The following is a 22182-nucleotide window of genomic DNA, read 5'->3' on the forward strand; positions in this document are numbered from 1 at the left end:
GTGACTGCCATGCAGCGTGTCCGTCGTCTGGCTTCGATCGCCGTCATTGCCGCGCTCGGTGCCACCGCTCTGTCCGGTTGCCGTTCCGAGCCCGGGGTGGCCGCCTACATCGGCGACACCAAGATCACCGAGGAGCGGGTCACCGCGATCATCGACGAGATCCGCGCGGTGCGGGAGGCCGAGGCCGCCGAGGCGCCCGCGGGTGAGCAGTCGCCCGGCGCGGAGCAGCCACCGGTGGATCCGCAGCAGCCGGCTGGCGAGGTGACCCTGCCGGAGCGGACCGAGGTGGTCACCATGCTGCTGCTCAACGAGCTGTGCGAGCGGCTCGCCGCCGACCGGGGCTGGCAGCCGCAGCAGCAGATCACCCCAGACCAGGTGGCCGAGCGGTTCGGCATCCCGGCCGACTCCGGCTGGGCCCGCGAGCAGGCCCGCTCGTACACCTGCTTCCCCAGCCTGCCCACCCCGCAGCCGGTGGTGCCGACCGCCGAGGAGCTCGCCGAGGTGATCGAGCGGGGCCGGGAGGCCGGGTTCGTGCCGCCGGAGGTCTCCGACGCGGACGCGGCCGCCCGGCTCGACGGCGAGCAGTTGCGCACCGCGCTCGGCCAGCGGGACCTCTTCGCCGAGGCGTTCGCCGCCTACGACGTGACGGTGAACCCGCGCTACCGGCCGCTGGAGTACCCGGTGCTGAAGTTCCAGGCCAGTACCCTGGTGAGCCTGACGATCGGCGAGGCCGACTCGGACACCGTCGTGGACGCCCGCTGACCAGCCCGGCTGGTCCGCAGCCGCCGGCCGGCGCTGGCCGAGTGGTGCTGCTGGTCACCTCGCCGCGGCTGCCGGCCGGGCTGCTGACCGCTGCCGGCTGGGACGTCGTACGGGCCCATCCGGTGTTGGCGGGGGCCGAGAGCGAGCAGGTCACGGCGGTCCGCGCCGCCGGTGTCGAGGTCACCGTCACGGCCACCCCGGTGCCGGATCTGCTGGCCGAGGTGGCCCGCGTCAAAACCGTGGTCTGGCTGGCCGGGCCGGCCGGTGACGAGCCGATCGCCCGGGAGCTCGGGCTGCGGCTGGCCCGTGAACCGGGCCTGGCCGAGCTGGAGCTGATGTACGGCTCCTGGGACCCGCCCGGCGCCCGGCTGTTGGACGCGGTGGCGGTGCTGGACCGGCTGTTGGCGCCCGGCGGCGATCCGTGGAAGCGGGCGCAGACCCACGAGACGCTGGCGCACTTCCTGCTGGAGGAGTGCTACGAGGCGTACGACGCGATCCGGTCCGGCGACCCGACCGCCCTGCGCGAGGAGCTGGGCGACGTCCTGTTGCAGGTGGTACTGCACGCCCAGTTGGCGCAGCAACGGCCGGCGGGGGAAGCCTTCACGGTCGACGACGTGGCGGCCGGCCTGGTCGAGAAGATGATCCGGCGCAACCCGCACGTCTTCGCCGACGGGTCGGCCGAGACGATCGAGGAGATCACCGCCAACTGGGAGCAGATCAAACGGGCGGAGAAGGCCAGGGACTCGGTGGTGGACGGGGTGGTGCTCGCCCAGCCGGCGCTCTCGCTCGCCGCCAAGCTGCTGGAACGCGCCGCCCGCGCCGGCATCCACCCGCCGCTGCCCGGCGTCGACCTCCCGCTGCCGGGCGGCGCCCCGCCAGCCGCTAACCAGCCACCGCCCGGCGACGAGCGACCGCCCGGTGAGCAGCCATGGACCGGTGCCGGTCTCGGCGCCGAGCTCGCCGAGGTGGCGGACGAGTCGCGACTGGGCGCCCGGCTCTTCGAGCTGGTGGCCCGGGCGCGGGCAGCCGGGCTCGACCCGGAGGCGGCACTGCGCCGGACCGCGCTCGACTACGCCGCCGCCGTCCGGGCCGCCGAGCAATCCGATTAGGTTTGGTGTCATGTCGTCCTTCGTGCCGATCGCCGAGCGGATCGTCGACGCCCTGCTGGCCAGCAGCCCGACGCTCGCCGCGACCGCCGGCGACCACCGCTTCGACGACCGGCTGCCCGACTTCTCGGCCGGCGCGGTCGCCGCCGACGGGGCGATGCTGCGGGACGCGTCCGGCGCGCTCGCCCAGGTCGACGCCGACGGGCTCGACCCGCAGGAGCAGGTCGACCACGCGCTGCTCGCCGCCCGGGTGGACCGCGAGTTGTTCGAGCTGACCCAGCTCCGCACCCACGAGTGGGACCCGTTGCGGCACAACCCCGGTCCGCTGCTGCACCACCTGATCGCCCGGCCGTTCGCGCCGGTGGAGCAGCGGCTGACCAGCCTCGCCGACCGACTGGCGGCGGTACCGGACGCGCTCGCGACCGCCCGCGCCACGCTGCGGCAGCCGCCCCGGATCCACACCGAGACGGCGGTCGGCCAGTTCGCCGGCACCGCGGCGCTGATCCGCGACGAGGTGCCGGCGCTGCTCGCCGAGGCGCCCGGCCTCAGGGAAACGGTGGAGCCGGCGGCCCGGGCGGCGATGCGGGCCCTCGACGAGTTCGTGACCTGGCTGCGGGACCGGCCGGACGACGACACCGGCCGGGACCCGCGGCTCGGCCGGCGGCTCTGGGAAGCCCGCCTCTGGCACACCCTGGACACCGAACTGAGCGCCGACCAGGTGCTGCGGCGGGCCGAGGCTCGGCTCGACCTGGTCACCGACGAGATCCGCGCGGCCGCCGCCGAGCTGGTCGGTGGTCCGGCCACCGACGAAACGGTACGCCGGGCGCTGGACCAGCTCGCCGACGAACACCCCGACGACTCGTCCATCGTGGAGCTGGCGAACCGGACGCTCGCCGAGGCAACCGACTTCGTCCGCGCCCACGACCTGGTGTCGCTGCTGGACGATCCGTGTCTGATCAGGGTGATGCCGGAGTTCGCCCGCGGGGTCTCGGTGGCCTACTGCGACCCGCCCGGCGCGTTGGAGACGGCAGACGTGCCGACCTTCTACTGCATCGCGCCGACCCCGGCCGACTGGTCGGCGCAGCGGGTGGAGTCGTTCTACCGCGAGTACAACAACCACATGGTCCGCAACCTCTCGGTGCACGAGGCGATGCCCGGCCACTACCTCCAGCTCGCCCACTCCCGCCGGTTCCGGGGCAGCACCCGGGTGCGCGCGGTCGGCTTCTCCGGGCCGTTCGTGGAGGGCTGGGCGGTCTACGGCGAGGAGCTGATGGCCGGCCTCGGGTTCGGCGGCCCGGCGGTCCGGCTGCAGCAGCTCAAGATGCAGCTCCGGATGACCCTCAACGCGATCCTCGACCAGCTCACCCACTGCGATGAGCTCGCCGAGGCCGACGCGATGGCGCTACTGACCGGGCGCGGCTTCCAGGAGGAGGGTGAGGCGGACGGCAAGTGGCGGCGGGCACTGCTCACCTCGACCCAGCTCTCGACGTACTTCGTCGGCTACACGGAGGTCGCCGAGATCGCCGCCGCCCGCCCGGCCGGGGTTTCGCCGCGGGCCTGGCACGACGCGATGCTCGCGCACGGCTCACCGCCGCCGCGCCACCTGCGTACCCTCCTGCTCGGCTAGCCGGCCACACCCCGCGGCGCCGGCTCGCCGGTGCCATCCGGCGGTGCGGGCTCGCAGCCGTCGGCCCGCCTGGGCTGAGCGCCAGCCGGCGGCGCGACCGAGTCGATAAGCCAGCGGGAGATCGAGTACGGCGCCGGCAGTTCGGCCGGCAGCGCGTCCACCGGGAACCAGCGGGCCTGGGTCACCTCCCGGCCGTCGGCGACCGGTTCGGCGTCGGTGTCGGCGCAGGTGGCGGTGAAGCCGGCCAGCACCACCCCGGGGCCCGACATCGCCCACGGCTGGCTGCCGAAGTAGGCCAGCTCGGTGACCCGTAGCCCGACCTCCTCGCCGACCTCCCGGTGCACCGCCTGCTCCAGCGACTCGCCGGCCTCCACGAAGCCGGCCACCAGCGCCCACACCTCGGTCGCCCCGTACGAGTGGCGGACCAGCAGCAGCTCGTCGGGCGCCCCACCGCGGCCGGGCCGCCGGATGGCCACCAGTACCGCCGGGGAGAGCTGCATCGGGACGTAGAGCGCGCAGGACGGGCAGCGCCGGGCGTGTTCGCCCGGCACGTCGGCCAGCTCGGCCGTACAGGCGCCGCAGTACCGGTGGCTGCGGCGCCAGGTCATCACCTGCAACGCCCGCCCGGCCAGCGCGGCGACCGGCTCGCCCAGCTCGGTGGCGAGCGCCGGCCACCCCCACCACTCGCCGAGGCCCGGGTCGGGATCGGGCAGCCCGGCGGCCCACACCCGGCCGCCGTCGAGGGTGCCCAGTGGGACACAGGCGAGACCGTCGGCCAGCTCGGCGACCCGGGGCAGCTCGCCGCCGGCCCGGACCAGCAGCTTCCGGCCGGCCACCACCAGGCACCGGTCGGCCGGTGCCGGGGCGGCGGCGGCCGACGCGTCGGGCACGAACCGGTCGGCCGCCCCCCGGTCCCCGGTCGGACGCCGCGACCCGGCCGTGGTCACTGCGCGGCGGAGCGCCGGTCGACCACACCAGCGCCGGCCGGCAGGTCGAACGCCGTGCTCTCCGCCTCGGGCCGGAACCGGCTCAGGGCGATGTCCACCTGCCGGCCGTCCACCACGCCGGTGAAGGAGCCGAGCACCCCCTCGGTGGTGACGCAGGTCTGGAAGCTGGCGGCCGGGGCGTTCGTCACCTGACTCACCGCCAGGCAGGTGGCGTGCCGGCCGGCGACCGTGGTGTCGTTCTGCTCGATGACGGCGTCCGGGTCGAGGGCGGCGGCGGTGAGCAGGCCGATCACCACCGGCGGGGTGATCAGACCGCGCTCGCCGGCCTTGTCGAAGAGGGTCACCGACGGCCGGTCGGTCTGCTGCGGGGGCGGGTCGACCACGCAGTCCTGCCGCTTACCGGCGGCGACGCATTCGGTGGTCGCGTCCGGGGTGACGGTGAGCCGGCCGCCGGGATACAGGTACGCGGCGCGCAGCGGCTGCTGGGACTGGACGATCGACGCGCTCTCGCCCGCCGGCAGCTGGTAGTCGGCCGAGTAGGTCAACTCGCCGGACTGGTCCAACCGGCTGGCCAGGTCGTTGATCAGGTCGGAGCGGCCGATCACCTGGCCGGCGTCGTCGAGGGTCTGGCAGCCGGCCAGCAGGAGCACGGCGACGATCGATCCCGCCAGGGCGCGGAGTGGGGCCGGGACGGCTGGCATGTCTCACAGCCTCGCCGATCGGGTCAACCGCGCGCAAACCGGTTGTCGGCTCCTGCGCCGAGCATCCGGGAATGTCCGTCCCCGGAGGCGACGCCCGAGGGCACGCCCCGGACCGATACGCTGCTTCTGAAAAGCCACAGCCGTGCGCCTTCGCGGCTGAAAGCGTCTCAGCCGCACCGTCGCGGCCCGATCCGCACCGGACTCACGAACGAGGAGCGACACAGTGGCCACCATCGAGGGAATCGTCGCCCGGGAGATTCTCGACTCGCGCGGCAACCCGACCGTCGAGGTCGAGATCGGGCTGGACGACGGGACCATCGCCCGCGCCGCGGTGCCGTCCGGCGCCTCCACCGGCGCCTTCGAGGCGATCGAGCTGCGCGACGGCGACGCCGACCGGTACGGCGGCAAGGGCGTCGAGCAGGCCGTCGCCAACATCGAGGACCGCATCGTCGACCAGCTCGTCGGCTACGAGGCGAGCGAGCAGCGGCTGATCGACCAGAAGATGCTCGACCTGGACGGCACCGCCGACAAGTCCGGGCTGGGCGCCAACGCCATCCTCGGCGTGTCGCTGGCGGTGGCGAAGGCGGCGGCCAGCAGTGCCGAGCTGAGCCTGTTCCGCTACCTGGGCGGGCCGAACGCGCACCTGCTGCCGGTGCCGATGCTGAACATCCTCAACGGCGGGTCGCACGCCGACTCGAACGTCGACGTGCAGGAGTTCATGATCGCGCCGATCGGTGCTCCCACCTTCCGGGAGGCGCTGCGCTCGGGCGCGGAGGTCTACCACGCGCTCAAGTCGGTGCTGAAGAAGAAGGGCCTCTCCACCGGCCTGGGTGACGAGGGCGGCTTCGCCCCCGACCTGCCGACCAACTCGGCCGCCCTGGACCTGATCAGCGAGGCGGTCGAGAAGGCCGGCTACCAGCTCGGCCGGGACATCGTCTTCGCCCTGGACGTGGCCGCCACCGAGTTCTTCGAAGACGGCTCCTACACCTTCGAGGGCGCGGCCAAGAGCGCCGACGAGATGGTGACGTACTACAACAAGCTGCTGGACTCGTACCCGATCGTCTCGATCGAGGACCCGCTGGCCGAGGACGACTGGTCGGGCTGGTCGGCGCTCACCGCCGCCGTCGGCAGCCGGATCCAGATCGTCGGGGACGACCTGTTCGTCACCAACCCGCAGCGGATCGCCCGGGGCATCACCGAGCAGGCCGCCAACGCGGTTCTGGTGAAGGTCAACCAGATCGGCTCGCTCACCGAGACCTTCGACGCGGTGGCGATGGCCCACCACGCCGGCTTCAAGTGCATGATGAGCCACCGGTCCGGCGAGACCGAGGACACCACCATCGCCGACTTGGCGGTGGCCACCGGCTGCGGCCAGATCAAGACCGGCGCACCGGCCCGCTCGGAGCGGGTGGCGAAGTACAACCAACTGCTCCGGATCGAGGAGGAGTTGGGCGACGCGGCGCGCTACGCGGGCGCCAGCGCCTTCCCGCGCTACCGTTCGGCCTGACGTCGGAAACACTCGGGGAGGGGTGCGACGATGACGCAACGCCGGACACCGGGCGGGCAGGGGCCGGTCCGCCGGCCGGGCCCGCGGGTGTCCGGCGCCCGTCGCACCGGTACGCCCACCCGCGCCACCGGCGGCCGGTCGGAACCGCGGTCCGGCTCGTCCCGGATCACCGGCTCGACCCGCGCCGCCGGTTCCAGCGGCCGGCTGGCCGACCGGCCGCGGTCGGCGAACCGGCCGGCGGCGGCCCGCCGGGCGGCCGCCGGGGGAGCGGCGAAGCGCACCAACGCCCCGCGCTCCCGCCGGTACACCGGCCGGCTCACCGTGCTGTTCGCGGTGCTTATCGCGCTGGCGCTCGGCTACACCTATCCGATCCGGGTCTATCTCAACCAGCAGTCCGACATCGCCGCGATGGAGGCCGCCCAGCGGGCCCAGCGCGAACACATCGGCGAGCTCAGCGAGCAGGCCGCGCTCTGGCAGGACCCCGAGTACATCAAGATCCAGGCCCGGGAGCGCTTCTACATGGTGCTGCCGGGCGAGGTGCCGCTGGTGGTCCTCACCGACGAGGAGGGCGCCGCCCGCCAGGCCGGCCAGCCGGCCCCGCCGGCCGACGACTCCGACCGGGGACCCTGGTACGACACGCTCTGGTCGAGCATCCAGGCCGCGAACGAGGAACCGGAAGAGTGACCGAATCCCAGCCACCGACCGAGGCGGTCGGCGGCGTGACCATGCCCCCGCCCGACGGCCCTGACGGGTCCGCGCGCCCGCCGGCCGGGCCGACCGCGGCGGAGCCTGCGCCGGACGCGTCGGCGGCTGTGGGCGTACCCGGGCCGGTGCGGGAGCCGGCGACGGAGGGTGACCTGGCGGCGGTGGCCGCGCAGCTCGGCCGGCCGCCGCGTGGGACCCGGGCGGTGGCGCACCGGTGTCCGTGTGGGCGGCCGGACGTGGTCGAGACCACCCCCCGGCTGGCCGACGGCACGCCGTTCCCGACCCTGTTCTATCTGACCTGCCCCCGGGCGGTCGGTGGGTGCAGCCGGTTGGAGTCGGCCGGGGTGATGCGCGAGATGGCCGACCGGTTGGCCGCCGACCCGGAGCTGGCGGTGGCGTACCGGGCGGCGCACGAGGACTACCTGGCCCGGCGGGACGCGATCGACCCGGTGCCGGAGATCGCCGGGGTGTCGGCGGGTGGGATGCCCGGCCGGGTCAAGTGCCTGCACGTGCACCTCGGTCATGCGCTGGCCACCGGCCCCGGGGTCAACCCGTTCGGCGACGAGGTCCTGCGGCTGCTGGCGCCCTGGTGGACCGGCGGCCCGTGCGTACCGGAGGGCGGCCCCGACCCCTCCGCCCCCGACCTGGCTCCGGAGCCGGCGGCATGACGGCGCCCGGAGCCGGCGACGCGACCGGGCCGGCCGGGGACGAGTTGGTGATCCGGCGCGCGCGGACGGCGGACGTGCGGCGGATCCGGGAGCTGATCGACACCTACAGCCCGGATCGTCGGCTGCTGAGCAAGGCGACCGTCACCCTCTACGAGGACGTGCAGGAGTTCTGGGTGGCCGACCGGCCGGCCGACGGCGCGGTGGTGGGCTGCGGGGCGCTGCACGTGATGTGGGAGGACCTGGCCGAGATCCGCACGGTGGCGGTGGACCCGGCCTGCCGGGGCCGCCGGATCGGCCACCGGATCGTCACCGAGCTGTTGGCCGCGGCCCGGCAGGTCGGGGTCTCCCGGGTCTTCGTGCTCACCTTCGAGACCGGATTCTTCGGCTCGTTCGGATTCACCGAGATCGACGGCGCCCCCGTCCCGGCACCCGTCTACGAGCAACTGCTGCGCTCGTACGACGAAGGGGTCGCGGAGTTTCTCGGCCTGGAGCGGGTCAAGCCCAACACCCTCGGCAACACCCGGATGCTGCTGCGGCTCTGAGCCGGCCGGCCGGGTTCGCGTAGGGTTTCCGCCGTGACGACGAGAGTGGCGGCGATCGACTGTGGGACCAATTCGATCAGACTGCTGGTGGCGGACCTGCCCGATCCGTCGGCCGGCCCGGCGGCGCCGCTTGTCGACGTGACCCGCAAGCTGGAACTGGTCCGGCTCGGGGCGGGCGTGGACCGCACCGGGCGGTTGGCGCCGGACGCGATCGAACGCACCCGGGTCGCGCTGGCCGACTACGCCGCCGACATCGACGCGCTCGGCGCCGAGCGGGTCCGGATGTGCGCCACCTCGGCGTCCCGGGACGCCTCCAACGCCGACGAGTTCCGGGCCATGGTCCGCTCGACGCTCGGGGTCGAACCGGAGGTGGTCACCGGCGACGAGGAGGCCCGGCTGTCGTTCACCGGGGCGGTGCGGGGGCTGCCCGCCGAGGTGCCGTCGCCGCTGCTGGTGGTCGACATCGGCGGCGGCTCCACCGAGTTCGTCGTCGGCCACCGGCCCCCGGCTGGCGCCGCGACGGTGGCGGCGGCGGTGTCGGTGGACATCGGTTGTGTCCGGATGACCGAGCGGCACCTGGTGGCCGATCCGCCGTCGGTGGCGCAGGTCGCCGCGGCCCAGGCCGACATCGCCGCCGCCGTGGACCGGGCGCTGACAGCGGTCCCGGGCCGGGACGCGGCGACGCTTGTCGGGCTGGCCGGCTCGGTGACCACGGTGGCCGCCATCGCGCTCGGGCTGACCGGCTACCAGCCGGACCGCATCCACCACGCCCGCATCTCGTACGACGAGGTGGCGAAGGTGACGGCGGACCTGCTGACGATGACGGCGGCGCAGCGGCTGGCCATTCCGGTGATGCACCCGGGCCGGGCCGACGTGATCGGCGCCGGCGCCCTGATCCTGAAGGTCATCATGGAACGCTCCGGCGCCGAAGCGGTGACCGCCTCCGAACACGACATCCTCGACGGCATCGCCTGGTCCCTCGCCTGACCGCCCTCGCCAGCGGAGCAGCCCAAGATCGTGGCGCTGTCAGTCGTTGAAAATCGCCAGATTCGACGGCTCCGTGCGCCATGATCAAGAGCCGAGCGAGTAGCCGGTGGGCCGGCTCACGGTGCTGTCGTCAGGCCGGGGTCACCACTACCTGAGTCGAGGCGGGCATGCAGCCGGTGGGTTCCGGGGTGGCGGTGATGCGTGCGGTGGCGCCGGCGCTGCCGGGTGCTGCGGTGACGGTGATCCGGTGCTCCCGGGTGCCGGGTGTTGAGAGGTCGGGGACGCTGATGCCGGCGTCGCCGGTGACGGTCAGGCGCAGGTCTGGGGTGCCCGAGCAGGCCGTCACGAAGACCGCCGTCGCGGTGCCGCCCTCGACGACCTCGACCCGGGGCTGGCAGGAGATCGCCATCAGTGCCGGCGGATGCACCGCCCGCTGGAAGGTCGTCGTCGGCGAGTCGGCGGTGGCCGAGGAGGTGGTGACCACCCGCGCGAATGCGGTGTGCAGGTATGGGTTGATGGTGTTGAAGGCGGGGTGGTCGGCCGGCACCTCGATGCCGTACGGGGCGTTGCCGTCGGCGCCGACCAGTTGGCCGTTGAGGTAGAACTCGACCCGGTCGACCGTGGCGGTGCCGGGCTCGACCGCGGCGGTCATCGGTAGCGCGCACACACTCGGGTTGCCGCTTCGCTCCACCGGGGCGGTGAGCGTCACCTGGGGGGCGGGCTCCTCGCCGGGTGGCAGTTCGCAGGGGCGGCCGTTGATCCGGCAGATCGGTGGCCGCGGGCTGCCGGTCCAGGTACCGATGAAGCCGACGCTCAGCGAGCCGCCGGGCTGCAGGGCGCTGCTCCAGGGCGGCGGGGTGACGGTGACGGCGTTGCCGGCCACCGTCCAGCTGGCGTTCCAGCCCTGCTGGATGGTGTGTCCCGAGGGGAGGGTCAGGGACAGGGTCCAGCCGGTGATCGCCGTGTCGCAGGTGTTGGTGATGATCAGGGTGACCTGGTAGCCGCCGGTGCCGGGGCCGGTGGTCCAGTGCGTGATCCGGGTGTCGATGGCCAGACAGTCGGCGTCGGCGTGTGCCGGGCCGCCGGTGGCGGTCAGGCCGGCGGCGGTGAGGGCGAGGGCGGCGGCGACGGCCGCCGTGGCCCGCCGCCAGCGGCTCGGTGCTGTCGACACGGCTGCTCTCCTTCGGTCCCACCGCTCCCCGAGTGCGGAGAGGGTGACAGAGAGTATCTCACGTATCGACCACTCTGAATAGCGGCGGTCAGCCGGTGCGGTGCAGGTCAGCGCGGGACTGCTCGCGGGGCTCGGTCTCGTCCCGAGACCACCACCAGGCGTAGCTGATCGCGTCGGGCTGGGGGAGCGCCAGCACGATCCGAGCCACCAGCGGCCCCTCGTACGCGGTGAACTGGCCGGGGCCGAGTTGCGAGAAGCGCACCACGCCGGGCAGTTCCAGGCTGGCGACGTGCAGTTCGAGCCGGCCGCCGGGGCCGACCACAAGCAGGGTGTGCTCGACGTGCTGCAGCCCGTTGCGATCGCTGACGGCCTCGTAGTCGAGGGTGACCGCCCGCCCGCCGACGACGGAGGCGACCGCCATCCGGGCCACGAACGGGCCGCTCTCCGGGCCGTCGCCGCGGCCCCGGTAGACGCCGGTCGCGCTGGCGAGCCGGCGGAGCAGATCGTTCCCGGTGGACACGGCGACACGGTAACCGGTTGCCGCCACCACTAGCACGCGATTGACGGTACCCCGTATTGCGTACTAGTGTGTGGAGTCGTGGACACCACCCAGTTGCTCAAAGGCGTACTGGATCTCGCGGTGCTGGCGGTCCTGCGGGACGAGGACGGCTACGGCTACGACATTATGCGCCGGCTGCGCGCCGCCGGCCTCGACGAGATCGGCGACGCCTCCGTTTACGGCACCCTGCGCCGCCTGTTCCAGGCCGGCTTCCTCAACACCTACGTGGTCCCCAGCGAGTCCGGGCCGCACCGCAAGTACTACGCGCTGAACGCGGCCGGCCGCGACCAACTGCGCCGCTCCGGCAAGACCTGGCGATCCTTCGCCACCACAATGGACACACTGCTCGACGATCGGGGGGTGGCGGCGTGACCGTCACGCGGGACGAGGAGATCACGCGCTACGTCGAGCAGGTCCGCCGGGAACTGGCCGACCTGCCGCCGGCCGTCCGCGACGAGCTGCTGGAGGACCTCCCCGAACACCTGACCGAGGTGGCCGCCGAGTTCGACGGCCCGCTGGCCGACCGGATCGGCACCCCCGAGGCGTACGCCGCCGAGTTGCGCACCGCCGCCGGCACCGCCCCGGGCCGCCCGGCACCGAACCTCGACCAGCGGATCGCCACCGCCGTGGCCGGCCTCCGCGCCCGACTCCGGACCGTCGACACCAAGGTCGGACCCACCATCGGGTACGCGAAAGCCAGCGAATTCCTCCGCCTGCTGCGCCCGGCCTGGTGGGTGCTGCGCGGCTACCTGGTGGCGATGCTGCTCAGCACCATGACCAGCCAGTCGCCGAGCCTGCTGCCCCAGGTCGACGAGAGCTACCTGCTCGGCCTGCTCGTCCTGGCCGGCTGCCTGGTCGGGTCGATCTGGCTCGGTCGGCGCACCCCGACCCTGCGCCGCTGGCCCCGACTGGGCGTGCACGCGGGCACCCTCGTCGTGGTGCTCTTTGGGCTGTTCGCGGTCATGGAGCTGCAGAACCATTCCGACTACTACTACGAGCCGACCTACAGCGACCCCTACTCGCACATCCAGGACGTGTACGTCTACGACTCCGAAGGGCGGCTGCTGGAAGACGTCCGACTGTTCGACCAGAACGGCGTCCCGATCCGGATCGGGTACCCCTGGTGCATGGACGAGTTCGGACAGCGCATGGACGAGTGGGGCAAGCCCGTGCCGGGTCCGGTGCCGACGGACACCTACCCGTACTGCCCACAGGGGGCGCCGTTCCGGGTGCCGTCCCTGTCCCCGACCGAGTCGGCGTCCACGGACGCACCCGTGCCCGCCGCTCCGGCACCGACTCCGTCGGCGGCGGCTCCGACACCGTCGCCGACGGACCCCACCGCCCCAACAGCGGATCCCGAACCGTCGCCGGTCAGCCCCTCCCCGGGCGACTGACGCCGACGCTCGGATCCCGCTCCGCGGCGGGCGGCAGGTGGCCCACGGCCACCGCCGCCCGCCGTGCCGTGCAGGGTGCGATCCGCCACCACACCTTTCCCCGGTCCGGTCGGACATGGCAGGCTACCCGCACAAACAACGCGAGACGACCCCGATCGGCAGGCCCCGGTCGGGTCGGACGACGACCAGCCGACCCGGCCACCCCGGATCGGAGACTGTGCGACCAGCCAACGATGACTGACCGACAGGAGGCCGGGCCGATGGGCGAGATGGTGAGCTACCGCAGCAACGGGGGGACCAGCGAGGGCTATCTGGCCTTACCTTCCGATGGCGACTCACCCGCCGGTGGACCCGCCGTCATCGTCATCCAGGAGTGGTGGGGGCTGGTCCCGCACATCACCGCCGTCGCCGACCGGTTCGCCGAGGCCGGCTTCGTCGCCCTCGCCCCCGACCTCTACCACGGCGCCACCACGAGCGAACCCGACCAGGCCCGCCGGCTGCTGATGGGGCTGGCCATGGACCAGGCCGCCCGGGACATCGCCGGCGCCGCCGACTACCTCGCCGGCCGGCCGGAAACGGTCGGCGACAACGTCGCCTGCATGGGATTCTGCGCCGGCGGGAGCCTGGCGCTCTGGTCGGCCACCCTCTCCGACCGGATCGTCGCCACCGCCGGGTTCTACCCGGTGCTGCCGTGGGAGCGGATGCGCCCCGAGTGGTCCGACTACGACGGCAAATCGGCGATGATCCACTGCTCCGAGGAGGACGGCACGTCGGCGGCCGAGGGGATCCAGACCGCCCGCCGGGCCATCGAGGCGGCCGGCGGCAAGTGCACCCTGCACGACTACCCGGGCACCCGGCACGCCTTCTTCAACGACGACCGGCCCGAGGTGTACGACCAGTCGGCCGCCGCCAGCGCCTGGGCCCGTACCCTCGAATCCTTCCGGTCCCGGCTTGGCTGAACCGCGTACCCCGGCGCAGGTGACCGCCCGCGCGACGCGGGCGGCCGACCTGACCGACCTCGACGGCGCCTGCGTCGACTGTTTCGCCTGCCCCCGACTGGTGGCCTGGCGCGAGGAGGTCGCCACGGTCCGGCGGGCGGCGTTCCGGGACCAGCGGTACTGGGGCCGGCCGATCCCCGGCTTCGGCGTCGCCGACCCGACGATCGCCATCCTCGGGTTGGCGCCGGCCGCGCACGGCGGCAACCGGACCGGCCGGATCTTCACCGGCGACCGCTCCGGCGACGTGCTCTTCGCCGCCCTGCACCGGGCCGGGCTGGCCAACCAGCCGACGAGCGTGGCCCGCGATGACGGCCTCGCGCTGCGGCACACCCGGATCGTCGCCGCCGTCCGCTGCGCACCCCCGGACAACAAGCCGACCCCCGCCGAGCGGGACACCTGCGCGCCCTGGCTGCACCGCGAGCTGGAGCTGATCGCCCCGACGCTGCGGGTGGTGGTGGCCCTGGGCGCCTTCGCCTGGGCCGCCTGGTGGCCGGCGGCCCGCGCCGTCTACGGCGTAGCGCCGCCCAGCCCGCGCCCGGCGTTCGGGCATGGGGCACACTGGACCGGCGAGAAAGTCCCGGAGTTGCTCGGCTGTTATCACGTCAGCCAGCAGAACACCTTCACCGGACGGCTCACCCCGGCAATGCTGGACGAGGTGTTCGCCCGGGCCAAGCAGCGGGCCGGAGTGGATTGAATGCGGCAGGGCGGGACGGGCACGGTGATCGGCGCGCTGGCGCGCCGGTGGTGGCCACTCGCCGCGGTGGCCGCGCTGCTCGCCCTCGCCTCGCTCGCCGCCGCCCACTCCTCCCTCCAGATCAACCGGACCGAGGCGCCGCCGGTCGAGCGGGCGCCGCTGCCCGAATATGAGGCGCCCGAAGCGCCGCCGACCTTCCCGCCCACCCCGCAGGAGCTGGTGCCGGCCGAGCCGAGCGAGATCCCCGGCTGGCTGACCAACGCCGCGCTGGGGATCTGCCTGCTGATCACGCTGGTGGCGATCGCGGTGCCGCTCTGGCAGCTGCTGCGGGGCCTGCTGCGCCGCCGGACCGGCCGGACCCCGATGCCGCGGGTCCCGTCCTCCGAGCAGACCGCCCAGGAGGTGGTCGCGGCGCTCGACGCCGGCCTGGTCGACCTCTCCGACAGCGACGCCGATCCGCGCCGCGCGGTGATCGCCTGCTGGGTACGCCTGGAACAGGCCGCGGCCGCCGCCGGGCTGCCGCGCCAGGTCGGCGACACCCCGACCGACCTGGTCGGCCGGCTGCTCGGCGCCCGCGCCGAGGTCAGCGCCGACGTGCTCGCCGCGTTCGCGCACGTCTACCGGGAGGCCCGCTACGCCACCCACACGGTGGACGAGTCGATGCGCAGCCAGGCCCGCGCCGCGCTGCAACGGCTGCGCGGCGAACTGACCGCCGGGGGCGGCGTGCCCGGCCCGGCCCCGGTCGCCGGGAGCGGCGGATGACCAGCACCAGCATCGACGACCTGCTCGGCCACGACGAGGAGTCCACCCCGGGCCGGACCCGGCGCGGGCGGTCCCGGTACGGGTGGCTGTTCGGGGCGCTGCTGGTCGCCGCCGGCTTCACCGCCGTGGTGGTCTTCGGGCTCCGGCTCTTCTCCCTCCAGGTGGCCGCCCCGGCCGTCTTCGCCGGCCTGCTGGCGCTGCTGCTGCTCCGCCGGGTGACCGCCACGGTGGCGGCACCCCCGCCCCGCCCCGCGTATACTCCGCCCGATCCGGCCCGGGACGACGGCTCCTACAACTGGACCACCGAGGATGCGCTGCGCGGTGCCGTGCACCGCTGGGAGACCAAACTCGCCTGGTCGAAGGGGGAATCGGGCCGGTTCGCCAAGGGCGTCCTGCCGGCCCTCGGTGAGCTGACCGACGAGCGGCTGCGGTTGCGGCACGGGCTGACCAGGGAATCCGACCCGGTCCGTGCCCGGGCGCTGCTCGGCGAGGAGCTCTGGACGTTCCTGTCCACCCCCGTCAAGCGCACGCCGGCACCCCGCGAGCTCGCGGCCATCGTCGAGAAATTGGAGAAGCTATGAACGGCGTCGAACCGGTGAACACCCTGGAGGTGGGCCGGCTGGCCCGAGCGGTGCTCGACCAGGTCGGCACCGTGGTGGTCGGCAAACGCGACGCGTTGGAGCTGGTACTGGCCGGGATCCTGGCCGGCGGGCACGTGCTGCTGGAGGACCTGCCCGGCCTCGGCAAGACGCTCACCGCCCGGTCCTTCGCCCAGGCGCTCGGGCTGGACTTCCGCCGTCTGCAGTTCACCCCCGACCTGCTGCCCGCCGACGTGACCGGCTCCTTCCTGTACGACCAGCGCACCTCCGACTTCACCTTCCGGGCCGGGCCGATCTTCACCAACCTGCTGCTGGCCGACGAGATCAACCGCACCCCGCCGAAGACCCAGGCGGCGCTGCTGGAGGCGATGCAGGAGAACCAGGTCTCCGCCGAGGGCGTCACCTACCGGCTGGACCCGCCGTTCCACGTCCTGGCCACCGCCAACCCGATCGAGTACGAGGGCACCTACCCGCTGCCCGAGGCGCAGCTCGACCGGTTCCTGCTGCGGGTGTCGTTCGGCTATCCCGCCGCCGAGGAGGAGTGGGAGGTGCTGCGCCGCCGGATGGCCCGCCGCCGGGAGGAGGCCGAGCTGAAGCCGGTGGTCGACGCGACCGGGCTGCGCCGGATGCAGGCCGCCCTGGAGAACGTGGTGGTCGAGGACTCCATCGGCCGCTACATCGTGGCGCTCACCGCGGCCACCCGCGAACACGCCTCGGTGCTGGTCGGCGCCTCGCCGCGCGGCTCGCTCGCGCTGCTGCTGCTGGCCCGCGCCAAGGCCGCGCTGGCCGGCCGGGACTACGTGGTCCCCGAGGACGTCAAGGACGTCGCGGTGCCGGCGCTGGCGCACCGGATCACGCTGCGGCCGGAGATGTGGCTGCGCCGGGTCGACCCGGCGTTCGTCGTGAACGAGGTGTTGGCCGGCACGCCCGCCCCGGCCAGCGGCGCGCTGCCCAGCTACGCCGCCGGGGCGCCGACGGCATGACCGCCGGCACCGCCGCCCCGACCACCCTGCGCGCGGCCGTGCCGGGCGCGGCCGGGCACGCCCCGTCCCGCCCGGACGAGCCGACCTGGGCACCCACCCGGGCCCTCGGCCGGGCGGTGCTGATCACCGGTGTACTGCTGGTCGCCGGGGTGCTGCTGGGCCGGGTCGACCTGATCGTGCTGGCCGTCCCGTTCGCGCTCGGCACCGCGTACGCGCTGCACCGCCGGCCGGTCGAGGCGCCCCGGATCGGGCTGGCCGCCGAGGACGGCAGCCTCGTCGAGGGCGGCGACGTGACCGCCTCGGTGGCCGTCGGCAACCCCGACCGGACCGGTTACGACCTGGTCCTGGTCCGCACCGTGGTCTCGCCGTGGCTGCGGCTGGACCGGTCCGGCTTCGCCGCCGACGGCGGCGCACCCGGCCCGAAGGCCGACGGGGCGCCGGAGGGGGCGGGCGGTAAGGGCGCGGACCGGCCGTTCGCGCTCGGCGTGCCGGCCGGCACCGCCGAGGCCGTCGAACTGGCCGGCGAGGCGCTGCGCTGGGGCCGGCACCAGTTCGGGCCGGCCGCCACCCGGGCCGCCGCCTGCGACGGCCTGGTCACCAGCCGGCTCGTGGTCAGCGACTCGCTGCCGGTGCGGGTCTACCCGGTCACCGAGCCGTTCGACGCCGACGAGGCGATGCCCCGGGCGGCCGGCCTGGTCGGCGGGCACCGCTCCCGCCGCCCCGGCGAGGGCGGCGAGCTGGCCGGCGTACGGATCTTCGGACCGGGGGACCGGCTGCGCCGGATCGACTGGCGGGTGTCCCTGCGGGCCCGGCAACTGCACGTCGCGGCCACCCTCTCGGACCGGGACGCCGAGGTGGTGCTGCTGCTCGACGTGCTCGCCGAGGCGGGCACCTCGGGTGGGATCGGCGGCACCGCCTCGGTGCTGGACACCACCGTCCGGGCCGCCGCCGCGATCGGCGAACACTATCTGCACCGGGGCGACCGGGTCTCGATGCTGGAGTACGGTCCGGCCGCCCGCCGGCTGCGCCCGGCCACCGGCCGCCGGCAGTACCTGATCCTGCTGGAGTGGCTGCTCGACGTGCGCGCCACGCCGTCGCCGTACGAGCCGTACGACCAGGTCTTCGGCCCGCACCTGCTCTCCTCGAACGCGCTGGTGGTGGTGCTCACCCCGCTGGTGGACCCGCGGTCGGCGGCGATGCTGGCCCGGCTGGCCCGGTCCGGCCGGATCGTGGTGGCCGTCGACACCCTGCCGGCCGCCGCCGCGCCGCCGCAGCGCGGCCCGTTCACCGACGTCGCCCACCGGCTCTGGCGGCTGGACCGGGACAACACCATCGGCCAGCTGCGCGAGCACGGCGTACCGGTGGTGGGTTGGGCCGGCGCCGGCAGCCTGGACCTGGTGCTGCGGGACGTGGCCCGCCTCGCCTCGGCGCCGAAGGCGATGCTGCGGTGACGGGCGGCGGAGCGTGATCGGCGGTCTGGTGGACCGGGTCCGGGCGGCCCGGACCGCCGTCACCCGGGTCACCCTGGCGCCACTGCTGGTGCGCGGTGGGATCTTCCTCAGCACCCTGATCGCGCTGGCGGTGGCGGTACCGGCGGAGGTGCTCGCCACCCGGCTGGTCGGGTTGCTGGTGATGGCCGCCGCGGCCCCGGCACTCGCCCCGAAGGGCAGCTGGCCGACCATCGTCACGCTGGCCGCGGTCGCCGGCTGGGTGCTGGCCACCAGCCGGTACGACGAACCGGTCGAGCTGTGGCGGCTGCTCGCCCTGGCCAGCTTCCTGTACCTGACCCACAGCCTCTGCGCGCTGGCCGCCCTGCTGCCGTACGACGTGGTGCTCGCCCCCGACCTGCTGGCCCGGTGGCTGGCCCGGGCGGCCGGGGTGGTGCTGGCGGCGGCGGTGTTGTCGGTGCTGCTGCTGTCGGTGGCCGACCGGTCCGGCGACCAGACGTTCCTGGTCGCCGCGCTCGGCGGTCTGGCCGTCGCCGTGCTGGTCGCCGCCCTGCTGAGCTGGCTGCTGCGCCGCCGCTGAGCCGGGCCGGCCGGTGACGTAGGCCAGCTCACACCCGCGTCCTCCATCACAGAAGGGCCGTTCCGTGCCGTCTGATCGGCCCGGCGGGGGAAAGATGGTAGCCGTGAACCCGCAGCGGATCCTTGTCGTAGGCGCCGGCCACGTCGGTTTGTACGCGGCCCTGCGCCTGTCCAAGAAGCTCCGGTCGCGTGAGGCCGAGGTGATCGTCGTCGATCCCCAGCCGCACATGACGTACCAGCCGTTCCTGCCCGAGGCGGCGGCCGGCAACATCTCCCCCCGGCACTCCGTGGTCCCGCTGCGCCGGGAGCTGCGCCGCTGCCACATCGTCTCCGGCGCGGTGACCCGGATCGAGCACGCCCGCAAGACCGCCACCGTGCAGCCGATCATCGGACCGCCCCGCGAGATCGGCTACGACCACATCATCGTGGCGCCCGGTTCGGTGTCCCGGACCCTGCCGATCCCCGGCCTGCGCGAGCAGGGGATCGGGTTCAAGACCATCGGTGAGGCGATCTACCTGCGCAACCACGTCCTGGACCGGCTCGACGTGGCGGCGGCCACCAGCGACCCGGAGACCCGGCGGTGCGCGCTCACCTTCGTCTTCGTCGGCGGCGGTTACGCCGGCATCGAGGCGGTCGCCGAGATGGAGGACATGGCCCGCGACGCGCTGCGCTACTACCCGGAGCTGTCGCCCGAGGACATGCGCTGGGTGCTGGTCGAGGCCACCCAGCGGGTGCTGCCCGAGGTGGACCGGGACATGGGCGCGTACACGGTCCAGCAGCTGCTCAAGCGCAAGATGGACATCCGGCTGGACACCCGGTTGGAGTCCTGCGTCGACGGGCTGGTGGTGCTCTCCGACGGCGACACCTTCCGGGCCGACACGATCGTCTGGACCGCCGGCGTGAAGCCGTCGCCGATGCTCGACGAGACCGACCTGCCGCGGGACGGCCGTGGCCGGATCACCTGCCTGCCGACCCTCCAGGTGGCCGACGGCGATCGGGTGGTCGAGGGCGCCTGGAGCGCGGGGGACTGCGCGGCGGTGCCGGACCTGACCGGGCCGCCCGGCGCGTACTGCTCGCCCAGCGCGCAGCACGCGGTGCGGCAGGCCGCCCGGATGGCGGACAACATCCGGGCGGTGATCCGGGGCCAGGCGCCGGTGGACTACCGGCACAAGCACGCCGGCAGTGTGGCGAGCCTGGGCCTGCACAAGGGCGTGGCGCAGGTGTACGGCATCAAGCTGACCGGCCTGCCGGCCTGGTTCATGCACCGGACCTACCACATGAGCCGGATCCCGTCGTTCAACCGCAAGGTGCGGGTGATCGTGGACTGGACGCTCGCCTTCTTCCTCAAGCGCGAGGTGGTGGCGCTCGGCCAGCTGCACGACCCGCGGGAGGAGTTCGTCGAGGCCACCCCCCGGCTGTAGGGCCGCCGTCGGCCGGCGGGCGTCAGGGTCGGCCGACCCGCCAGGTCCAGACGTCCGCCGACCGGGTGGCCGGCCCGAACAGCTGTTCCAGGGCGTCCAGCAGGGCGGCGGCGTTCGGGGCGTCGTCGCCCAGCGCCACGCAGGAGGCGTCCCAGAAGGCGACGTCGCGCTGGGCGGCCTGCCGGGTCCGGTCGGTGATCGCCGGCAGCCGGCCGGTCTTCGCCACGTCGGCGAGCAGCTTCGAGGTGGGCCGCTTGTAGGTGCCCATCGAGGCCCGGCCGCCGGCCGCGTACGGGCCGATGAAGAAGCCCTCCGGCAGGCTGAAACCGGCGTCCGCCCCGGTGGCCCAGCGCATCGGCCACGGCTCCTGCGGGGTGGGCAGCGGCACCGGCACCAGCACGCCGCCCGGCCGCACACAGTCGCGCCAGTGCCCGGCGGTGATGAACTCCGGCAGCGGGGGCCGGTCGGTGGTCGGCAGCGGCTCCGGGAAGATCGGCAGGAAGGCGGCGACGCAGGCCGCCGGCACCAGGAGTTGGACCGGCCGGCGCACGTCGCGCACCGCCCGGTCGACGGCCAGCGCCAGCACCGTCGCGATCACCGGGATCAGGGCCAGCGCGAACCGCATCGGCAGCGCGCCGTCCACCACCGGCACCTCCAACAGCATCGAGTACGGGCCGGTCAGCTCGGTCGGCTCGCGGTTGACCACGATCACCGGCCCGAGCGAGAGGGCGGCCATCGCCAGGCCGGCGGCCACGCAGCCGATCACCAGTGGGCGCCGGATCAGGGCGGCGGCGCAGACCAGCGTCACGATGATCAACGGCCAGCCGAGGAAGGTGTTGTACTCGGCCGGCCCGGTGGTCAGCGCCTCCCCGGCGGCGGAGCCGGCGACCGACAGCGGGGAGAACGCCGGCCAGCTCGCCAGGTCGGCGGAGAAGTAGTGCGGGCTGAACATGCCGTTCGGCACGCTCTGCGGCCCGGCGAACTGGAACCACAGCGGGTACGCCAGCGCGACCAGCGCCAGCCCGACGGCGAGCAGCATGCCGGCCAGGAAGCCCGGCAGCACCCGCCAGGTGAACCGGGGCCGGGCCACCGCGTACACCACGGCCAGCACGACGAGCGCGACGGCGCTCAGGAAGAGCACCTCCTCGCCGACGAAGACCTGCACCGTGACGGTGAGCGCGATCAGGGCGCCGTTGCGGGCGATGCCCCGCGGGTCCCGGCGCCCGTCCGGCCGGGCCGCCGGGTCGGCGGCCCGGATCAGCCGGACCACCAACCAGATGATCACCGGAACCAGCCACTGGGCGGTCATGTGCAGGTGCGCGTTGGACTGGGAGATCATCCCGGGCGCGAAGCCGCAGAATCCGCCGGCCAGCCCGGCGGCCAGCCGCCCCAGGCCCAGGGTGTGTCGGTAGAGCCAGTACCAGGCGATCGCGGTTCCGGCCAGGTTGGCGGCGGCGAGCAGCGCGAAGGTGACCGGGGCGCCGGCCAGCAGGGTCACCGGCGCGAACAGGAAGCCGAGCGCGATGACCGTGGTGTTGGCCATCAGGTTGACCCCGTCCGGGGCGTTGAGTCGGTCGCTGAGCAGGCTGAAGTCGCCGTACAGCAGCCGGGCGTCCATGGCCAGGAACCACTCGTAGAGGGTCTGGTCGGCCGGGTTCAACGCCAGCACCCGCGCCCCCGGGTCCGGCCACAGACCCTGGGTCAGCCAGCCGGCCAGCAGCACGAAGAGCAGGCAGGTACCAAAATCGACGCGGTACGGCCGGAGCGTGGTCACCCATCGCCGCCAGCGCGGCACCCGGCTGCCCGGTCCGGCGGCTGGACCGGTGGTCTCCCGGACGGTGTCGGCGGGCTGGTCCGGCGCGTCGGTGGGTCCGCTCGCCCGGTCGGCCGGTTCGGCGTCGGGTTCCACGCGCGCTGTGCTCGTCACGCCGACGACCCTAGTGTCACCGTGGCGGTCGGGTCCGGCCGGTGGCCGAGGCCGGCCTCCGCCCGCCGTCTCCCGCGTGGCGCAGCTCACAGCCG

General features: G+C 74.1%; 23 protein-coding genes. 18 read left to right on the top strand and 5 right to left on the bottom strand.

All coding sequences use genetic code 11. The features are described 5' to 3' along the window. The first annotated feature begins 9 nt into the window (after positions 1–9). The 3 genes from O7627_RS04665 to O7627_RS04675 are packed head-to-tail and all read left to right on the top strand — an operon-like array spanning position 10 to position 3495. Complete coding sequence (locus O7627_RS04665; protein ID WP_278092258.1) at positions 10–762, top strand: hypothetical protein; 753 nt, start codon at positions 10–12, stop codon at positions 760–762. A gap of 41 nt (positions 763–803) precedes the next feature. Continuing rightward, positions 804–1871: a MazG family protein gene (locus O7627_RS04670; RefSeq protein ID WP_278092259.1), complete on the top strand. Its 1068-nt coding sequence runs from the start codon at positions 804–806 to the stop codon at positions 1869–1871. A gap of 10 nt (positions 1872–1881) precedes the next feature. Further along, on the top strand, positions 1882–3495 hold the full coding sequence (locus O7627_RS04675; RefSeq protein WP_278092260.1) for a DUF885 domain-containing protein: 1614 nt from the start codon (positions 1882–1884) through the stop codon (positions 3493–3495). Here O7627_RS04675 and nudC read toward each other — a convergent pair. Both nudC and O7627_RS04685 read right to left on the bottom strand, forming a co-directional pair. Next, on the bottom strand, positions 3492–4385 hold the full coding sequence (gene nudC / locus O7627_RS04680; RefSeq protein ID WP_278092261.1) for an NAD(+) diphosphatase: 894 nt from the start codon (positions 4383–4385) through the stop codon (positions 3492–3494). The genes O7627_RS04675 and nudC overlap by 4 nt on opposite strands. 53 nt (positions 4386–4438) lie before the next feature. Further along, positions 4439–5143 (bottom strand): hypothetical protein, encoded by a 705-nt coding sequence (locus O7627_RS04685; RefSeq protein ID WP_278092262.1) that lies wholly within the window; start codon positions 5141–5143, stop codon positions 4439–4441. Positions 5144–5366: 223 nt separating this feature from the next. On the opposite strand from O7627_RS04685, the gene eno reads away from it, so the two are divergent. The 5 genes from eno (at position 5367) to O7627_RS04710 (ending at position 9552) form a co-directional block, all read left to right on the top strand. Then, the gene (gene eno, locus O7627_RS04690; RefSeq protein WP_278092263.1) at positions 5367–6650 is read left to right on the top strand and encodes a phosphopyruvate hydratase; all 1284 of its coding nucleotides are present in this window, start codon (positions 5367–5369) and stop codon (positions 6648–6650) included. A 30-nt stretch (positions 6651–6680) separates the two neighbouring features. Beyond that, on the top strand, positions 6681–7334 hold the full coding sequence (locus O7627_RS04695; protein WP_278092264.1) for a septum formation initiator family protein: 654 nt from the start codon (positions 6681–6683) through the stop codon (positions 7332–7334). 128 nt (positions 7335–7462) lie between these two features. Then, positions 7463–8023 (top strand): DUF501 domain-containing protein, encoded by a 561-nt coding sequence (locus tag O7627_RS04700; RefSeq protein ID WP_278098160.1) that lies wholly within the window; start codon positions 7463–7465, stop codon positions 8021–8023. Further along, positions 8020–8565, top strand: coding sequence for an amino-acid N-acetyltransferase (locus O7627_RS04705; protein WP_278092265.1), 546 nt, complete (start codon positions 8020–8022; stop codon positions 8563–8565). Before O7627_RS04700 ends, O7627_RS04705 begins: the two co-directional genes overlap by 4 nt. 45 nt (positions 8566–8610) lie before the next feature. Further along, the gene (locus O7627_RS04710; RefSeq protein ID WP_278098161.1) at positions 8611–9552 is read left to right on the top strand and encodes a Ppx/GppA phosphatase family protein; all 942 of its coding nucleotides are present in this window, start codon (positions 8611–8613) and stop codon (positions 9550–9552) included. A 130-nt stretch (positions 9553–9682) separates the two neighbouring features. Here O7627_RS04710 and O7627_RS04715 read toward each other — a convergent pair whose 3' ends face one another. Both O7627_RS04715 and O7627_RS04720 read right to left on the bottom strand, forming a co-directional pair. Beyond that, positions 9683–10723 (bottom strand): cellulose binding domain-containing protein, encoded by a 1041-nt coding sequence (locus tag O7627_RS04715; protein WP_278092266.1) that lies wholly within the window; start codon positions 10721–10723, stop codon positions 9683–9685. Positions 10724–10811: 88 nt separating this feature from the next. Next, positions 10812–11243 (bottom strand): hypothetical protein, encoded by a 432-nt coding sequence (locus tag O7627_RS04720; RefSeq protein ID WP_278092267.1) that lies wholly within the window; start codon positions 11241–11243, stop codon positions 10812–10814. A gap of 78 nt (positions 11244–11321) precedes the next feature. Between O7627_RS04720 and O7627_RS04725 the strand changes: the two genes are divergently transcribed. From O7627_RS04725 to O7627_RS04770, 10 genes are all read left to right on the top strand, one after another. Beyond that, positions 11322–11654, top strand: coding sequence for a PadR family transcriptional regulator (locus tag O7627_RS04725; protein ID WP_278092268.1), 333 nt, complete (start codon positions 11322–11324; stop codon positions 11652–11654). Beyond that, entirely contained in the window at positions 11651–12676 is a 1026-nt protein-coding gene (locus O7627_RS04730; RefSeq protein WP_278092269.1) for a hypothetical protein, read from the top strand. Before O7627_RS04725 ends, O7627_RS04730 begins: the two co-directional genes overlap by 4 nt. 260 nt (positions 12677–12936) lie before the next feature. Then, positions 12937–13635: a dienelactone hydrolase family protein gene (locus O7627_RS04735; protein WP_278098162.1), complete on the top strand. Its 699-nt coding sequence runs from the start codon at positions 12937–12939 to the stop codon at positions 13633–13635. A gap of 19 nt (positions 13636–13654) precedes the next feature. Beyond that, positions 13655–14368 carry a uracil-DNA glycosylase gene (locus O7627_RS04740; protein ID WP_278098163.1) on the top strand — a complete coding sequence of 238 codons (714 nt, stop codon included), beginning with the start codon at positions 13655–13657 and terminating at the stop codon, positions 14366–14368. Then, a complete protein-coding gene (locus O7627_RS04745; protein ID WP_278092270.1) occupies positions 14369–15130 on the top strand; it encodes a DUF4129 domain-containing protein in 762 nt (253 codons plus the stop codon). Next, the gene (locus O7627_RS04750; protein ID WP_278092271.1) at positions 15127–15711 is read left to right on the top strand and encodes a hypothetical protein; all 585 of its coding nucleotides are present in this window, start codon (positions 15127–15129) and stop codon (positions 15709–15711) included. Before O7627_RS04745 ends, O7627_RS04750 begins: the two co-directional genes overlap by 4 nt. Beyond that, complete coding sequence (locus O7627_RS04755; RefSeq protein ID WP_278092272.1) at positions 15708–16712, top strand: MoxR family ATPase; 1005 nt, start codon at positions 15708–15710, stop codon at positions 16710–16712. The genes O7627_RS04750 and O7627_RS04755 overlap by 4 nt, the downstream gene beginning before the upstream one ends. Next, entirely contained in the window at positions 16709–18163 is a 1455-nt protein-coding gene (locus O7627_RS04760; protein WP_278092273.1) for a DUF58 domain-containing protein, read from the top strand. The genes O7627_RS04755 and O7627_RS04760 overlap by 4 nt, the downstream gene beginning before the upstream one ends. A 16-nt stretch (positions 18164–18179) precedes the next feature. Continuing rightward, on the top strand, positions 18180–18740 hold the full coding sequence (locus O7627_RS04765; protein WP_278098164.1) for a hypothetical protein: 561 nt from the start codon (positions 18180–18182) through the stop codon (positions 18738–18740). 103 nt (positions 18741–18843) lie between these two features. After that, entirely contained in the window at positions 18844–20160 is a 1317-nt protein-coding gene (locus O7627_RS04770; protein ID WP_278092274.1) for an NAD(P)/FAD-dependent oxidoreductase, read from the top strand. A gap of 22 nt (positions 20161–20182) precedes the next feature. Here O7627_RS04770 and O7627_RS04775 read toward each other — a convergent pair whose 3' ends face one another. After that, positions 20183–22087, bottom strand: coding sequence for a hypothetical protein (locus O7627_RS04775; RefSeq protein ID WP_278092275.1), 1905 nt, complete (start codon positions 22085–22087; stop codon positions 20183–20185). Positions 22088–22182: the final 95 nt, after the last annotated feature.

Origin of the sequence: Solwaraspora sp. WMMD1047 (assembly GCF_029626155.1) — a bacterium.
Classification (GTDB): Bacteria; Actinomycetota; Actinomycetes; order Mycobacteriales; family Micromonosporaceae; genus WMMD1047.

Coding starts and splice junctions, on each gene's coding strand:
- O7627_RS04705 (WP_278092265.1), top strand. CDS start 8,020: ATGACGGCGCCCGGAGCCGGCGACGCGACCGGGCCGGCCGGGGACGAG.
- O7627_RS04735 (WP_278098162.1), top strand. CDS start 12,937: ATGGGCGAGATGGTGAGCTACCGCAGCAACGGGGGGACCAGCGAGGGC.
- O7627_RS04745 (WP_278092270.1), top strand. CDS start 14,369: ATGCGGCAGGGCGGGACGGGCACGGTGATCGGCGCGCTGGCGCGCCGG.
- O7627_RS04760 (WP_278092273.1), top strand. CDS start 16,709: ATGACCGCCGGCACCGCCGCCCCGACCACCCTGCGCGCGGCCGTGCCG.
- O7627_RS04665 (WP_278092258.1), top strand. CDS start 10: ATGCAGCGTGTCCGTCGTCTGGCTTCGATCGCCGTCATTGCCGCGCTC.
- O7627_RS04675 (WP_278092260.1), top strand. CDS start 1,882: ATGTCGTCCTTCGTGCCGATCGCCGAGCGGATCGTCGACGCCCTGCTG.
- O7627_RS04750 (WP_278092271.1), top strand. CDS start 15,127: ATGACCAGCACCAGCATCGACGACCTGCTCGGCCACGACGAGGAGTCC.
- O7627_RS04755 (WP_278092272.1), top strand. CDS start 15,708: ATGAACGGCGTCGAACCGGTGAACACCCTGGAGGTGGGCCGGCTGGCC.
- O7627_RS04695 (WP_278092264.1), top strand. CDS start 6,681: ATGACGCAACGCCGGACACCGGGCGGGCAGGGGCCGGTCCGCCGGCCG.
- O7627_RS04685 (WP_278092262.1), bottom strand. CDS start 5,143: ATGCCAGCCGTCCCGGCCCCACTCCGCGCCCTGGCGGGATCGATCGTC.